This is a genomic window from Kitasatospora griseola (assembly GCF_014648555.1).
In the GTDB taxonomy this organism is placed as follows: Bacteria; Actinomycetota; Actinomycetes; order Streptomycetales; family Streptomycetaceae; genus Kitasatospora; species Kitasatospora griseola.
In genome coordinates this window covers 402,232-417,253 of the sequence record NZ_BMRI01000003.1, presented here as the reverse complement: position 1 = coordinate 417,253, position 15,022 = coordinate 402,232, and the positions used below count along the sequence as shown (strand labels likewise).

Sequence of the window (15,022 nt, the reverse complement as noted above, 5' to 3'; positions counted from 1 at the left end):
GGGGCTGCGACACCGGCTGCGCCGCCGGGGGTGAGGCCGGTGAGCGGTCAGTCTCCCCTACCCGTCCCCCAGTCGGGAAAACGTTCACCGGTTGTGTTCCCGCCGTTCGCTCCGGCGCGAATGCGGCCCTCCTCGCCTGGGAAGACTCCCCTCAGACCGTCCCCCCGGCCAGCGGGGCCGCGGGGACCGGTGGGCCGCGGGTGACGTCGCGTCACCCGCTCTGGAGGGCTAGTGGTCAGTACCAAGAGCCGCCGGACACCTGACCGGCGCACGTACGTCCTCGACACCAGCGTGCTCCTGGCCGACCCTCTCGCCATGACGCGGTTCGAGGAGCACGAGGTGGTCCTCCCCGTCGTCGTGGTCACCGAGTTGGAGGCCAAGCGGCACCACCCGGAGCTGGGCTACTTCGCCCGCCAGGCGCTGCGACTGCTGGACGACTACCGGATCCGCCACGGGCGGCTCGACGAACCGATCCCGGTGGGCGAGCTGGGCGGCACCATCCGGGTCGAGCTGAACCACTCCGACCTGTCGATCCTGCCGGCCGGCTACCGGGCCGGCGGCGGCGAGGCGGACACCAGGATCCTCGCGGTCGCCCGCAACCTGCAGGCCGAGGGCTACGACGTCACGGTGGTCTCGAAGGACCTGCCGCTGCGGATCAAGGCGAGCTCGGTCGGCCTGCTGGCCGAGGAGTACCGGGCCGAGCTGGCGATCACCTCCGGCTGGACGGGCATGACCGAACTGCACGTCCCCGCCGACCAGGTGGACGAGCTGTTCGCCGGCCAGGACCGCGCCCTCTCGGTCGAAGGCGCCGAGCAACTCCCGGTCCACACCGGCCTGGTGCTGCACTCCGAGCGCGGCCGGGCCCTCGGCCGGGTGGCCGCCGACGGCCGGGTGCGGCTGGTCCGCGGCGACCGCGAGGCGTTCGGGCTGCGCGGCCGCAGCGCCGAGCAGCGGATCGCCCTCGACCTGCTGCTCGACCCGGAGATCGGGATCATCTCGATGGGCGGCCGGGCCGGCACCGGCAAGTCCGCGCTCGCCCTGTGCGCCGGCCTGGAGGCCGTCCTGGAGCGCCGCCAGCACCGCAAGGTGATGGTGTTCCGGCCGCTGTACGCGGTCGGCGGCCAGGAGTTGGGCTACCTGCCCGGCAGCGAGGCCGAGAAGATGGGCCCCTGGGCGCAGGCGGTGTTCGACACCCTCTCCGCCGTCACCACCCAGGACGTGATCGAGGAGGTCATCTCCCGCGGCATGCTGGAGGTCCTGCCGCTCACCCACATCCGCGGGCGCTCGCTGCACGACGCCTTCGTGATCGTGGACGAGGCGCAGTCCCTGGAGCGCAACGTGCTGCTCACGGTGCTCTCCCGGATCGGCCAGAACTCCCGCGTGGTGCTCACCCACGACGTCGCCCAGCGGGACAACCTGCGGGTCGGCCGGTACGACGGCGTGGTCGCGGTGGTGGAGAAGCTGAAGGGGCACCCGCTGTTCGCCCATGTGACGCTCACGCGTTCGGAGCGCTCGCCGATCGCCGCACTGGTGACCGAGATGCTGGAGGACATCCAGCCGTAGGCATAACCGGACACACCGGGGCAAAGGGGTCTGACGGGTACCGTCAGGCCCCTTCGCTGTCAGCCCTGTTGACGACCCCTCGGCCGTTCGTCCACCAAACGCCCAGGTGGCGAAGTTTGTGAGATCCGCCACGGCACAGGGAATTGCGTAGACACCGTCGCGTGCGGCATGGTGAGGGTTCTGTCAGGCCCCGCGTACGGCTATTCCTCGCCCGGCAACTCCGGTCGGCGGGCGGAAAACTGAACACCGCAAGGCCGTACGCCGCTCGATTCCACCGCCGCTCCGGGCTCGCCCGGGGGGACGGCCGAGCCCGCGCCTCCCGTGACCAGAGTTCGACGGAGGCCAGTGACCAGGGGCAGATTGCGCCCGGACGGTCACGCGCCGGGCGACGCTGGAAGGAAACCATGTGACTCGGATCTCGGTCCGGGGAGTCGCTGTCGCCTCCGCCACCGCGGTGACCGCCGTCGGTGCAGTGGTAGGTGCGGCCTCTGGCAGTGAGGGCAAGACCGTCCAGGCGGTCGACGTCGCGAGCGCCACCCTGCTCGCCGACGCGCCCACCGGTGCTCAGGCCCAGAACGTCAGCGACGGCATCAGTCGCCAGGCCAACGCCCAGCAGGTCTCCGCCGACGCCGCCGCCAAGAAGGCAGCGGAAGAGGCGGCCCGGCAGAAGGCCGCCGCCGACGCCCAGGCGAAGGCCGACGCGGAGAAGGCCGCCAAGGCGGCCGAGGAGAAGCGTGCGAAGGAGGAGGCCAACCGCGCCTCCGCCCGCAGCGTGCTCGCCACCGTCAGCCCCGGCTCGGTCCAGGACATGGCGCTCCAGATCGTCGGCGACGCCAACCAGTTCCAGTGCTTCAGCCAGATCGTCAAGCGCGAGAGCGGCTGGGACTACACCGCCACCAACGCCTCCTCCGGCGCTTACGGCCTGGTCCAGGCGCTGCCGGGTTCCAAGATGGCCTCGGCCGGCGCGGACTGGCGCACCAACCCCGAGACCCAGATCAAGTGGGGCCTCAACTACATGAACAGCCGCTACGGCAGCCCCTGCGGCGCCTGGTCGTTCTGGCAGTCCCACCACTGGTACTAGGCCACTGGTACCGAGCCACGGCTCGTTCCGAAGGGCCCCGTTCTCGCACGGTCGAGAACGGGGCCCTTCGTGCTGCCGCGAGACAGCGGCCTCCAAGCGGGCCGTGCCGCCCGGGCGGCGCTGACCAGTGCGCAGCGGGCGGCGACGGTCCGGTGCGGACGCGGGGAAGCGAAGCGGGTCCTGGTTCCTCCGCTCCCGGCCGGTCCGCGGACAGAAGGTCTGTTGAAGCCCCTTCCCACGTCCGGGCGGACGAAACGGGCATATTGGTGATGATTTGCCCGGAATCTCCTGGAAGCGGTCCGTGTCACCGCCGCGACCCGGGGCCCCGACGGCGGGTAGCGTTCCTCACCGACGGCCGTGCGACCCGCGGCCGCGCAGCAGACGAACGCGGGGGAGACCGGGGAAGTGACGGAAGAGACGAGCGGCGGCCGCTGGCGCGGCGTCGCCAAGATAGGGGCCGTCGCGGCCGGTCTGTTCGCCGCGGCGGAACGCCGCCGTCGTGCGGCCATCGCCGCGGAGGCGCAGGCCCTCGCCACCGAGCAGGCCGTCGAACTCGCCGCCGAGCGGGCCGCCCTGCGCACCGTCGAGCAGACGGCCCGTCAACTCGCCGACCAGGGCGGTGGATCGGCCGACGGTCGGGCCCCCGCTGCCGCCTCCCCGGAAGGGGCGGCCGTGCGGGCAGACCCGACCGTCCCGGCCCCGCGCAGCGCCGAACCGCCGTCGACGGCCCCGCCCGGCCGGCCCGCCAACCCGGTGGACGCGGTGCCGTGGACGCTGCGGGTCGCCGCCGAGTCCACCTGGCGCCTGCTGCTGCTCGGCGTCGCGCTGTACGTGGTGTTCCGGGTCATCGACACGCTGCGGCTGGTCGCGTTCTCGGTGCTCGCCGCGCTGCTGATCTCCGCGCTGCTGGAGCCCACCGTCTCCTGGCTGCGCCGGCGCGGCGTCCCGCGCTCGGTGGCCGCGGCCGGCACCTTCATGTCCGGCCTGGCGGGCATCGGCCTGGTCGGCTGGTTCGTGTTCTGGCAGGTGTCCACCAACCTCGACCGGGTCACTGTCAAGGCGCAGGACGGTGTCCGGACGCTGCGCGACTGGCTGGTCAACGGGCCGTTCCACCTGACGCAGGACCAGCTGGACAACTTCACCAACCAGATCACCACGTCCATCGGCAAGAACTCCGACCAGCTCACCTCGGCCGGCTTCACCGGGGTGAGCATCGCCGTCGAACTGCTCACCGGCATCGCGCTGACCGCCTTCACCATCTTCTTCCTGCTCTACGACGGCGCCCGGATCTGGAACTGGATGCTGCGCGCCCTGCCCCGGCACTCCCGGCACGCGATGGCCGGCGCCGGGCCCAAGGCCTGGGCGACGCTGACCGCCTACGTCCGCGGCACCGTGGTCGTCGCGTTCATCGACGCGCTGTGCATCGGCATCGGACTCCAACTGCTCGGGGTGCCGATGGCGATGCCGCTCGCGGTGATCATCTTCCTGGGCGCGTTCGTGCCGCTGGTCGGCGCGCTGGTCACCGGCACCATCGCCGTGCTGATCGCGCTGGTCACCGTCGGGCCGTTCAAGGCGCTGATGGCGCTGGTGGTGCTGGTCGCCGTCCAGCAGCTGGAGGGCCACATCCTGCAGCCGCTGATCCTCGGCCGGGCGGTGCGGGTCCACCCGCTGGCCGTGGTGCTCGGCGTCGCCGCGGGCTCCATCATCGGCGGCATCGCGGGCGCGATCGTGGCCGTGCCGCTGATCGCGGTGACCAACACCGTCACCGGGCACCTGCGACAGCGCAACGCGGCCGGCCAGGAGGTCTTCCAGGCGATCGAGGCGGCCCGCAGGCCCTAGCCGCGGAAACGACAAGGTCCCGTCCGGGGAGGGGAGTTCCTCCGGGACGGGACCTTTGCGTTGTGCGTTACGCCAGCTGGGCTTCGGCGTCCAGCACCGAGGCGACGGCCTGGACGGTGGCGGCGATCTTCACGGAGGCCTGGACGACCTCGCGCTCGACGCCGGCCTTGCGCAGCACGCCCTCGTGCGAGTCGAGGCACTGGCCGCAGCCGTTGATCGCGGAGACCGCGAAGCACCACAGCTCGAAGTCGACCTTGTCGACGCCGGGGTTGCCGATGATGTTCATCCGCAGACCGGCCCGCATCGTCCCGTACTCCTTGTCGGAGAGCAGGTGCAGCGTCCGGTAGTAGACGTTGTTCATCGCCATGATCGCGGCGGCGCCCTTGGCGGCCTGGTAGGCCTCGGGCGACAGGTGCGACTTGGCCTCGGGCTCCAGCTCGCGCAGCACGGCGGACGAGCCCGTCGCCATCGCGCAGGCCAGCACGGTGCCCCAGAGCTGCTGCTCCGGCAGGTCCGAGTTGCCGATGACCGAGCCCAGGTTGAGCTTCAGGTCCTTGGCGTAGTCCGGCAGGGCCGCCTTGAGTTCGTCGAGAGCCATCGGGGTCAGCCGGCCAGCAGGGCCTGGGCGTCGAGGGTGTCCTCGCCCTTGGTCCAGTTGCACGGGCACAGCTCGTCGGTCTGCAGGGCGTCCAGCACCCGCAGGACCTCCTTGGGGTTACGGCCGACGGAGCCGGCGGTCACCATGACGAACTGGATCTCGTTGTTCGGGTCGACGATGAACACCGCACGCTGGGCGGTGCCGTCGGCGCCCTCGACGCCGCAGGCGCGCATCAGGTCGTGCTTGACGTCGGCCAGCATCGGGAAGGGCAGGTCGCGCAGGTCCTTGTGGTCCTTGCGCCACGCGTGGTGGACGTACTCCGAGTCGCCGGAGACGCCGAGGATCTGGGCGTCACGGTCGGCGAACTCCTCGTTCAGCTTGCCGAACGCGGCGATCTCGGTCGGGCAGACGAAGGTGAAGTCCATCGGCCAGAAGAACACGACCTTCCACTTGCCCTCGTAGGACTTGTGGTTGATCTCGGCGAAGGCGTTCGCGGCGTCGAGGTCCACGCAGGCGTTGAGTTCGAACTCGGGGAACTTGTCGCCGATCGTCAGCACGTCGCTTCTCCAGGGGTTGAGATGAGGGTTGTCCGAATTACGGACATGTCCAGCGTCGCACAGCGGCTACTGATCAGTGAAATCGGATCTTCTGCTTTGCCTGATAGGCAATCCCGATCAGTGCGGCACACTGGTGGCAGCATCGGACCCACGCAGGAAGCGCAGCCGTGAAGCACCCTACGCAACGCACGCCCACCCTCTCCCAGCTGCGGGCCTTCGCGGCCGTCGTCGAACACCTGCACTTCCGGGAGGCCGCCGCCGCGATCGGCACCAGCCAGCCCGCGCTGTCCGGCGCGATCGCCGCACTGGAGGAGGCCCTCGGCGCACAGCTGGTGGAACGCACCACCCGACGCGTCATGATCACCCCGCTCGGGGAGCGGGTCGCCGTCCACGCCCGGCAGGTGCTGTCCGCGCTGCACGCCCTCACCGAGGAGGTCGAGGCCGCCCGCCGGCCGTTCACCGGGCCACTGCACCTCGGAGTGATCCCGACCGTCGCGCCCTACCTGCTGCCGACCGTCCTGCGACTCGTCCGCGACGCCTACCCCGACCTCGAACTGCACGTCCACGAGGAGCGCACCCCCTCCCTGCTGGACGGCCTGGCCACCGGACGCCTCGACCTGCTGCTGCTCGCCCTGCCCGCGGGCGGCAGCGTCCCCGTGGCCGAAATCCCGCTGTTCGACGAGGACTTCGTGCTGATCGTGCCGCCCGAGCACGAACTCGCCGGACGGGTCGACGTCCCGCGCGACGTCCTGCTCGACCTGGACGTGCTGCTGCTGGAGGAAGGCCACTGCCTGCGCGACCAGGCACTCGACATCTGCCGCGAGGTCGGCGCCGAGGTGTCCGGCGGAAGCACCCGCGCCGCCGGACTCTCCACCCTCGTCCAACTGGTCGCCGGCGGCCTCGGCGTCACCCTGCTCCCCGCCACCGCCCTCGACGTCGAGACCGGCCGCACCGACCGCCTCGCCGCCGTCCGCTTCGCCGCCCCCACCCCCGGCCGCCGCATCGGCCTCGCCCACCGCCCCGGCTCCGCCCGCACCCCGGAGTACGACCGCTTCGGGGCGGCCCTCCGCGACGCCCTGCGGGGCCTGCCCGTCCGCATCGCCGCCTGACGGCGGCCCCTCGCCCACCCACCCACCCGTGGCCCCGCCGCCGACGTGGACCCCGGGGCGACTCCGCTGCGCGGGGCTGGGGTGGTGCTGCGGCTCGCCCGTGTAGGCCCCGTGCGGTGGGTCGCTCTCGTGTCTGTCCCCTCCGGCTTCTCCCGCCCGCGCAGCGGTGTTTCTGCGTTCACCTTGGCGGCGGGGTCACGGGTGGGTGGGTGGGCGGTGGGCATAAAGAACGGTGAGGGGGTGGGCGGGTGTACGTGTCGCGGATCAGGGTGTCCGGCGTGAAGTGCTTCCGTGGGGCGCGGGCGGTGGATCTGACGGTTCCTCAGGGGCCGGGGTGGAATGTGGTCGCGGGGCCGAACGGGAGCGGGAAGAGTACGTTGCTGCGGGCGGTCGCGGTGGCGCTCGGGGCGTTGCCGGGTGATTCGGCCGCGGGCTGGGGCGACGGTTGGGTGGAGGCCGAGCCCGCGCCGCGCTGGCGGGTCGGGGTGGCGCAGGGTGTGCCGAGGGCGCTGTTCGTGGAGCCGGCCGGGGGCCGTGACGTCCTGTTGGACGCCGAGTCGGTGGCCGGGGTGCTGCCCACCGGTTGGCGGGTGAGCGACCCGCGGCGGCAGTACGTGGCGAACGGCGAGCTGGAACTGCCGTTGGACGAACTCGGCGACGGCGTCGCCGCGTTGGCCCGGCTGGTCGGCCGGCTCTCGGCGGTCCCGCACCCCGGGCCGGTGCTGATCGACGACGTGGACCGCCAGTTGCACCCGGTGTGGCAGCAGCGTCTCGGCCCGTGGCTGACCGAGCGGTTCCCGCGCACCCAGTTCCTGGTCGCCACCCACAGCCCGTACGTCTGCCAGGCCGCCGATCCGGGCGCGCTGATCCGTCTGCCCGGCCCCGCCGAGGATTTCGCGCCGCACCGGCTGGACGAGGACCTGCGGCAGCGGGTGCTGTACGGCAGCGGCGAGGACACCGTGCTGTCGGAGCTGTTCGGGCTGCCCAGCGCCTACTCGCCGGCCGCCGAGGCCGAACGCCGCCTGCTGGTGCGGCTGGAGCGCAAGATGTACGCGGGCCGGGCCACCGACGCGGAGCTCGCCGAGTACCGGGAGCTCGGGGCGAAGCTGAACAGCTCGCTGACCGCCCGGGTCGACGAGGTCACCGCGCGGCTGCTCGGCCGGGACCGGTGATCCCGCTCCAGCGGCCCGCCCTGCAGTCGCGGCTGGCCGCCGACCTCGACCGGGCCACCGCCGGCATCCGGGCGGCCGGCCCGAGCACCGCGTCCGGCCGCGCCGCGTGGCGCAAGGCCGTCCGGCCGAAGGCCCAACTGCGGCTGATGCTGCGGCAGATGGCGCCCGGCCTGGAGCGCTGCATGTACTGCGGGGACAACCTGGGCACCGATATCGACCACTTCGAGCCGATCGCCCAGGCGCCGCTGCGGACCTTCGACTGGCAGAACCACCTGCTGGCCTGCGCGCACTGCAACAGCAACCGCAAGCGCGACCGCTTCCCGCGCGACCCGGCCACCGGCGACGGCCTGCTGGTCGACCCGTGCCGCGAGGACCCGGCCGACCACCTGCTGCTCTACCTGGACTCCGGTGCGTACGACCCGCTCACCGTCCGGGGCGAGGCCACCATCGAGGTGTTCGGTCTCAACGAGCGGCCCGAACTGGTGCGCGGCCGGCGGATGATGTTCGCCGTGGTCAAGGCCCTGCTGCTGACCTGGCAGCTGGCGGGCCCCGCCGAGGCCGAGGAGTACGCGGCGGCCCTGCGCGAGATCCATCACGCCGACGTGCTGCGCACCGTCCTCGGACTGCGCCGCAGCCGCCCGCTGGCGCTCGCGGTGCTCGGCCCGGACGTCCTCGCCGCGCTGGACGAACTGGTCGCCGCCGAACCGGGATTCGTCGCCTGAGGGCCGGTCAGAGGCGCTGCTCGAACCAGACCACCTTGCCCGCGCCCAGCCGGGTCGCGCCCCAGCGGTCCGCGCACCGGGCGACTATCTGGAGGCCGCGCCCGCGCTCCTCGTCCGGGCCGGCCCGGCGGGTGCGGGGGAGCGCCGCGGAGTCGTCGCCGACCTCGCAGCGCAGGCGCGAGGTGCGCACCAGCCGGAGCGTCACCGGGCGGGTGGCGTGCCGGATCGCGTTGGTGACCAGCTCGCTGACCATCAGCTCGCAGTTCTCCCGCAGATGGTCCAGGCCCCAGTTGTGCAGCGCGTGCCCGGCCAGCCGGCGCGCCCGGCCCGGCGTCTCGTGCCGCGGCTGGAGGTACCAGTAGGCGACGTCGTCGGCCGGGATCCCGTCGAACGCGGCGGCCAGCAGCGCGATGTCGTCGGCCCGGTCGCCGGGCGGCAGGATCCGCAGCGCCTCCTGGCACAGCTGCTCGGGGGTGAGCCGGTGGGCGCCCTCCAGCCGGGCCCGCAGCAGTTCGAGGCCGGTGCCCAGCGGGCGGCGGCGGGTCTCCACCAGGCCGTCGGTGAACAGCAGCAGCGCCGAACCGGGCGGGGCAGCCAGCTCCACCGAGGTGAAGTCCACCCCGCCGACGCCGATCGGCGCCCCCGGCGGCAGGTCCAGCAGCTCGCTGGTGCCGTCCGGGCCGACCAGCACCGGCGGCACGTGCCCGGCGCTGGCGATCACCACCCGGCCCGCGATCGGGTCGTACACCGCGTACACGCAGGTCGCCAAGTGGTGCTCGCGGCCCAGGCGTTGGGCCTGCTCGTCGAGGTGGTAGAGCACCTCGTGCGGCGGCAGGTCCAGGCCCGCCAGGGTCTGCGCGGAGGTGCGCAGCTGGCCCATCACCGCGGCCGAGGTCAGCGAGTGGCCCATCACGTCGCCGGCGATCAACGCCACCCGGTTGCCCGGCAGCGGGATCGAGTCGTACCAGTCGCCGCCGACCTGCGCCCCGCGCTCGCCCGGCAGGTAGCGGTGTGCCAGGCGCACGCCGTGCGGCTGCGGCAGGTGCGCGGGCAGCATCGAGCGCTGCAACTCGTCGGCGATCTCCCACTCGCGGGTGTAGCGCAGCGCGGTGTCCACGGCCAGGCCCGCGTGGGTCGCCAGATGGGCGGCCGTCGCGGTGTCCGCCGGGTCGAACGACACCGGCTGCCCGTCCGCCGCCGGCCGCCGGATCAGCAGCAGCATGCCGAGCGCCGCCTGCCGCCCGTGCAGCGGCAGCGCCAGCAGCGCCGTCCCCGCGGGCAGCCGGCCCAGCGCCCGGGCGCCGAGCAGTTCGGCGGGCAGGCCGCCGCGCTGCTCGTCCAGCACCACCGGGCCGTGCGGGGCGCGCCGCTCCAGGGCGCGCTCCAGCGCGCTGCCGGGCGGCACCGGGCGCAGCCCGCCGCGCCGGCCCAGCCGCGTCCCGGCGGTGTGCAGCACCCGCAGCGCGCGCGGCCGTCCGAGGTCGCGCTCGACGTCCGGCAGCGGGTCGCGGACCAGCACCACCAGGGCGTCCGCCAGTTCGGGCACCAGCACCCGGCCCAGGTTGCGCAGGGTGGCCGTCAGATCGAGCGAACTGTTGATCCGCCGGGCCGCACCGTCCAGGTACGCCAGGCGCTCGGCAAGCCGGGGCGGCCCGTCGGGCGGCGGATGCCGCTGGACGGGTACGGCGGGCTGCTGCCCCGCCAGGGGCTCCAGTTGGTCGCGCACGGGCTGCCCGATTCTGTGCAGATGTGGAGGACGTCGTAGCTGGGGCTGACGTCAGGTCAGCCGGTGCGCCGACAGCGCAGGTACAGCTGGGTCTCCGGAGGCTGCGCGGACCCCGCCGGGGCGTACGACTGGCTGTCCACCGCCTCCACGGTGAAGCCCGACCGCTCCAGCAGCCCCGTCAGCTCCTCGCGCAGATAGCCGCTGACCCGGATCTCCTGCTCCAGGAACGGCAGCGGTGCGTTGTCCAGGTCCGCCTCCACCATGCCCAGCGCCAGCAGGCCGCCGGGGCGCAGCAGCTCACGGATCCGGCCGAGCGCCACGGCGATCTCGGCCCGGGGCAGCATCAGCAGCGAGAAGAACGCCGCCGCGCCGTCCCACGTCCCGGCCCCGGCCGGCCCCAACTCGGGCACGCCCCACAGTCGCTCGGCGTTCCCGGTGGCCAGGTCGACGACGTCGAACCGGTGGAACTTTGCGGCCGGCACGGCCTTCCGGGCCTGCGCCAGCATGCCCTCCGAGAGGTCCACGCCGATCACCCGCAGCCCGCCGTCCGCCAGCTGACCGGCGGTCGGCTCACCCGCCCCGCACCCGACGTCCAGCACCCGGGCCCCGGCCGGCAGCTGCTCCAGCAGCCACCCCGCGCAGGCCAACTGGCCCGACCTGGCCGGAAACACCTCCTGGTAGCGCTCTCCCATCGCGTCGAACGCAGCGGCCTGCTCGGCCCGCTCGGCCCGTCGGCCCTCACCCGCGGACGCCCGTTCGGCGTCGACGGGGACAGCAATCTGTTCGTCCGTCACCTGATCTGGGCACCTCTCCCGCGCGCGTCCTGCCCCACCCGTCGTGGTCCGCACACCACTCCCGACCCTGGCCTATGAGAATAAACGCGATCACCGCACTGTGGAGTCCGTTTCCGGCCAACTCGTGCGCCGTTGGGCGAATATCGCCCGCCAGGGGAAGCACACCGTCGCCCGCAACGGAGCACGCCAGCACCCCGCACGCTGCCCAGCGCGCCCGCACCACGCCTCTGACCTGCGTCGATACCCCGTCAACCTGGTTACCGCAGACGTTTATCGAACGTCAATCGCGGCCTGGCAGAGTCTTCCTCAGCGCCGGGGAAGCGTCAAAGCGTTCCCGCAGCCGGGGGGCTGCGGGGACGCTGACGCCCCGGGGGGGACAGGCCTTCGCCAGGGGGGACCAGGGGGGTACCACGGGGGAAGCGAAGGCCTACGGCGCGGGGGGAGGGGAAGGCTCGGTGTGCCGCGAGTCGATGAGGTCCTGCACGGGCTGGGCCTCGGGCACACCGAGCCGCGTGAACACGGTCAGCGCTTCCTGAAGACACGCCAGTCCTCGGGAGGGCTGCCCGAGTTCGAGCAGGGCCTCGCCGAGAGCGGCATTGGCCATCCCCTGGCAGTACGCCGCCTCGATCTCCTGCGCGATCGACAACGACTCCTCCGCGGCCTCGGCGGCGGAGGCGAACTGACCGTCCGCGACCAGGCAGGCCGCCAGGCGGGCCAGCGAGTAGCCCTCCCAGATCGGATGCTGCTGCGCCCGGTACAACTGGTGCGCCTCGCGGAGATGGACGGCCGCCTCACCGGCCTCACCGGTCGAGCGCAGGACGACGCCGAGTTGGTAGAGGGTGTCGGCGAGACACGGCACGTTCCCGGATGCCCGGGCCGCCGTCACCGCCGCACGGGCCGACTCCACCGCCTCCTCGTGCCGCTCCAGCCCGACATAGGCCCTGGCCATGTTGGCGAGCAGCCGCGCCTCACTGATCGGCACACCGAGAGTCCGGCTCATCGCGTGGGCCTGCTGGTAGAAGGGCAGCGCCTCCGCCGACCGGCCCGCCATGGTCAGCACGATGGCGAGCTCGTTCGCCACCGAGATCTGCAGCCGACTGGGGCGTGCCACGGACTGGAGCTCCAGGCTGAGACGGAGCGACGACTCCGCTTCCACGTGTTCACCGGCCATCTGGTGGAGGTGGCCCGCCGCATACCGCACACGCGCCAGTACCTCGGTGTCCCGGTCCTCCGACGCGGTCGTCGACGCGGCCACCAGCGCGGAGCGGAAACGGGGCACCGAGGTCGGGTCCTCGACCAGCGCGCGCAGGATCAGCACCAGGTCCATGGCCGGCCGGAGCAGGGCGATGGACGTCCCGACCGCTGCTTCGATGCTTCCCAGGACCAGCGAGATCTCGGTCCGCAGCCAGCTCCGGGCGGCGGTGTTGTCGGACAGCGGCAGCCCGGAGGAGACCGGCAGGTGCAGTTGTTCGTTCAGCTCGTCGTCCGGCTCGATCACCCGGGCCGCGTTCTGCATGGTGGCCAGCAACAGGTCCAACAGGCGCATCAATGCTGCGTGCTGTTCCGCCGTGTCGCCGGTCTTCACGTTCTGGTGCTGCGCGTACAGGCGGAGCAGGTCGTGGTAGCGGTACCGACCGGGGGTGAAGCACTCCAGCATGTTCGCCTCGACCAGGGCCTCCGCCAGGTCCTCGGCCTCCCGCTCCTCCCGCCCCAGCAGAGCGGCCACCGCGGCCAGCGGCAGGTCGGGCGAGTCGACCACGGACAGCAGTCGGAACGCCCGGGCCTCCTCGGGCTGCAACTGGGCGTAACCGAGCCCCAGGGTGGTCTCCACGGCGAGGTTGCCGAGCTGGAGCTCCTGGAGCCGGTTGCGCTGGTCCGCTAACCGACGGGCCAGGTCCGACACGCTCCAGCGCGGGCGGCTGGCCAGCCGGGCGGCGGCGATGCGGACCGCCAGCGGCAGGAGGCCGCAGGAGGTGACCACTTGGAGCGCGGCCTCGGGTTCGGCGGCCACCCGTTCCGCGCCGACGATCGCGGAGAACAGCGCCAGCGCCTCGTCCGGGGTCAGTTCCTCGATGTCCACCAGGTGCGCGCCGGGGATCTCCGCCAGACGGGAGCGGCTGGTCACGATGACGGCGTTGCCCGAGACACCGGGGATCAGCGGTCGCAACTGCTGGGCGTCACGGGCGTTGTCGAGCAGGATCAGCATCCGCTTGTCGGCCAGCAACGAGCGGTAGAGCGCGGCGCGCTGGTCCAGCGAGTCGGGGGTGTCGGGTGTGCCGAGCGCGTGCAGGAAGTCACCCAGCACCACGGCCGGGTCGGCCGGCGAGGCGCCGGCGCCGCGCAGGTCCACGTACAACTGCCCGTCCGGGAAGTCCGGTCGCAGGCCATGGGCCACGTGCACCGCGAGGGTGGTCTTGCCGACGCCGCCGATGCCGGCCAGCGAGGTGACCACCACGGCTTGGCCGGAACCCGCCCTCAGGACGTCCCGGAGTTCGCTGACCAGCTTGCTGCGGCCGCTGAAGTCCGAGACATCGGCGGGCAGCTGCGCCGGGGGAACGAACGGCGCCGACTCCTCGGCGGAGGCCTTGGCCGGAGTGGCCAGCACCGCCGTCAACTCCGGGTCGCCGGCCAGGATGCGGGTGTGCATGGCGGCGAGGCCGGTGCCGGGCTCCACGCCCAGCTCCTCGATGAGCAGCTTCCGGGTGTCCGCGTAGACGCCGAGGGACTCGGCCTGTCGGCCGCTGCGGTACAGCGCCAGCATCAGCAGTTCACGCAGCCGCTCCCGCAACGGGTGGGCGGCGGACAGCGAGTTGAGCTCGGCCACCACATCGGCGTGCAGGCCGATCTCCAGCGCCATCGCGCAGCGCTCCTCGGCGACCGCGAGTCGGCGCTCCGTCAACCGGCTGCGCTGGGCGTCGGCGTACGGGCCGGGCACTCCGGGGATGGGGCGGCCGCTCCACAGGTCGAGGGCCGACATCAGGACGTCGTGCGACGACCGGAAATTGCCCTCCGACCGGGCGTTCGTGGCCTCGGCCACCCGCTGTTCGAAGACCGACAGGTCCAGTGCCTCGGCCGGAACGCGCAGCGCGTAGCCGTCGCTCACCGAAACCAGCACTTCGGACGGTTTCCGGACGGCACGGTTCGGCTCCAGCACGGAGCGCAGGCGGGAGATGTAGGTGCGCAGCGCGGCGACCGCCTGCGGCGGGGTCCGGTCCCCCCAGATGCCGTCCACCAGGTCGTCGGTGGTGACCGGGCGGCCCTCGCCGAGCAGCAGAGCGACCAGCACCGCCTGCTGCTGCGGGGATCCGAGCGCCAACGGTGCGTCACCACGCCATGCCTGGACAGGGCCGAGCACTTGGAAGCGCAACGCCTCTGCGGAGCGCGTGCCCTGAAGCTCCATGTCCTCCCCTGTGGCCGATGAACCGTCTGCTTCCCACGCTGATACCCGTCATGTGGGTGCGTCAGCTTATGAGGAAGCCCGCAAACGTCTACCAAGCGGGTGCGCAGTGCGACGTTTATGAGACATTTAGCGGCCCCTACGATACTGGCCGCGTGCCCGGGGAGAGTCGTCCGGGTGATCCGAACTCTTGAATGAAAGGCGGCCCACCCCATGGCCAACGAAATCACCACCGCCGCCGTCCCCGTGGCCGAGGAGACTCCGACCCCCGTCGAGCACGTCGCGGCTCCGGCCGACCCGAACTCGATCGAGCAGGCCCTGACGATGCTGGCCGAGGCGCCGGTCGAGGAAGTTCCCGTGGTTCCCGCCCAGCGGAAGGACAGCGAGACCTTCGAGCCGCTCGGCACCGTCGGCAACTGCCCGTGACGCTCGCCCTCACCAGAACGAGCCCCGACCCTCACCGG

At 72.5% G+C, this 15,022-nt stretch carries 12 protein-coding genes; 7 read left to right on the top strand and 5 right to left on the bottom strand.

Annotation, left to right across the window (positions count from 1 at the left end):
* The first annotated feature begins 231 nt into the window (after window positions 1–231).
* From phoH2 to IEZ12_RS06035, 3 genes are all read left to right on the top strand, one after another.
* The gene (gene phoH2, locus IEZ12_RS06045; protein WP_043915849.1) at window positions 232–1,563 is read left to right on the top strand and encodes an RNA 5'-3' helicase PhoH2; all 1,332 of its coding nucleotides are present in this window, start codon (window positions 232–234) and stop codon (window positions 1,561–1,563) included.
* A gap of 406 nt (window positions 1,564–1,969) precedes the next feature.
* On the top strand, window positions 1,970–2,644 hold the full coding sequence (locus IEZ12_RS06040) for an aggregation-promoting factor C-terminal-like domain-containing protein (RefSeq protein WP_189271107.1): 675 nt from the start codon (window positions 1,970–1,972) through the stop codon (window positions 2,642–2,644).
* A 405-nt stretch (window positions 2,645–3,049) separates the two neighbouring features.
* Complete coding sequence (locus IEZ12_RS06035; RefSeq protein WP_189271106.1) at window positions 3,050–4,483, top strand: AI-2E family transporter; 1,434 nt, start codon at window positions 3,050–3,052, stop codon at window positions 4,481–4,483.
* Window positions 4,484–4,550: 67 nt separating this feature from the next.
* Here the strand turns inward: IEZ12_RS06035 and IEZ12_RS06030 are convergent, their stop codons facing one another.
* Window positions 4,551–5,081 carry an alkyl hydroperoxide reductase gene (locus tag IEZ12_RS06030; protein ID WP_100588824.1) on the bottom strand — a complete coding sequence of 177 codons (531 nt, stop codon included), beginning with the start codon at window positions 5,079–5,081 and terminating at the stop codon, window positions 4,551–4,553.
* Window positions 5,082–5,086: 5 nt separating this feature from the next.
* Window positions 5,087–5,638, bottom strand: coding sequence for a peroxiredoxin (locus tag IEZ12_RS06025; protein ID WP_043915853.1), 552 nt, complete (start codon window positions 5,636–5,638; stop codon window positions 5,087–5,089).
* A 167-nt stretch (window positions 5,639–5,805) separates the two neighbouring features.
* On the opposite strand from IEZ12_RS06025, the gene IEZ12_RS06020 reads away from it, so the two are divergent.
* From IEZ12_RS06020 to IEZ12_RS06005, 3 genes are all read left to right on the top strand, one after another.
* Window positions 5,806–6,747 carry a LysR substrate-binding domain-containing protein gene (locus IEZ12_RS06020; RefSeq protein ID WP_189271105.1) on the top strand — a complete coding sequence of 314 codons (942 nt, stop codon included), beginning with the start codon at window positions 5,806–5,808 and terminating at the stop codon, window positions 6,745–6,747.
* A gap of 248 nt (window positions 6,748–6,995) precedes the next feature.
* Complete coding sequence (locus tag IEZ12_RS06010) at window positions 6,996–7,919, top strand: AAA family ATPase (protein WP_373295443.1); 924 nt, start codon at window positions 6,996–6,998, stop codon at window positions 7,917–7,919.
* Window positions 7,916–8,641: an HNH endonuclease gene (locus IEZ12_RS06005; protein WP_229847276.1), complete on the top strand. Its 726-nt coding sequence runs from the start codon at window positions 7,916–7,918 to the stop codon at window positions 8,639–8,641. Before IEZ12_RS06010 ends, IEZ12_RS06005 begins: the two co-directional genes overlap by 4 nt.
* Window positions 8,642–8,648: 7 nt before the next feature.
* Here IEZ12_RS06005 and IEZ12_RS06000 read toward each other — a convergent pair whose 3' ends face one another.
* The 3 genes from IEZ12_RS06000 to IEZ12_RS05990 form a co-directional block, all read right to left on the bottom strand.
* Window positions 8,649–10,367, bottom strand: a complete 1,719-nt coding sequence (locus IEZ12_RS06000; RefSeq protein ID WP_189271104.1) for an ATP-binding SpoIIE family protein phosphatase — start codon at window positions 10,365–10,367, stop codon at window positions 8,649–8,651.
* 56 nt (window positions 10,368–10,423) lie between these two features.
* Entirely contained in the window at window positions 10,424–11,161 is a 738-nt protein-coding gene (locus IEZ12_RS05995; RefSeq protein WP_229847275.1) for a class I SAM-dependent methyltransferase, read from the bottom strand.
* Window positions 11,162–11,588: 427 nt separating this feature from the next.
* Window positions 11,589–14,477, bottom strand: coding sequence for an AfsR/SARP family transcriptional regulator (locus tag IEZ12_RS05990; RefSeq protein ID WP_189271103.1), 2,889 nt, complete (start codon window positions 14,475–14,477; stop codon window positions 11,589–11,591).
* A gap of 294 nt (window positions 14,478–14,771) precedes the next feature.
* Between IEZ12_RS05990 and IEZ12_RS05985 the strand changes: the two genes are divergently transcribed.
* Complete coding sequence (locus IEZ12_RS05985) at window positions 14,772–14,984, top strand: hypothetical protein (RefSeq protein WP_189271102.1); 213 nt, start codon at window positions 14,772–14,774, stop codon at window positions 14,982–14,984.
* Window positions 14,985–15,022: the final 38 nt, after the last annotated feature.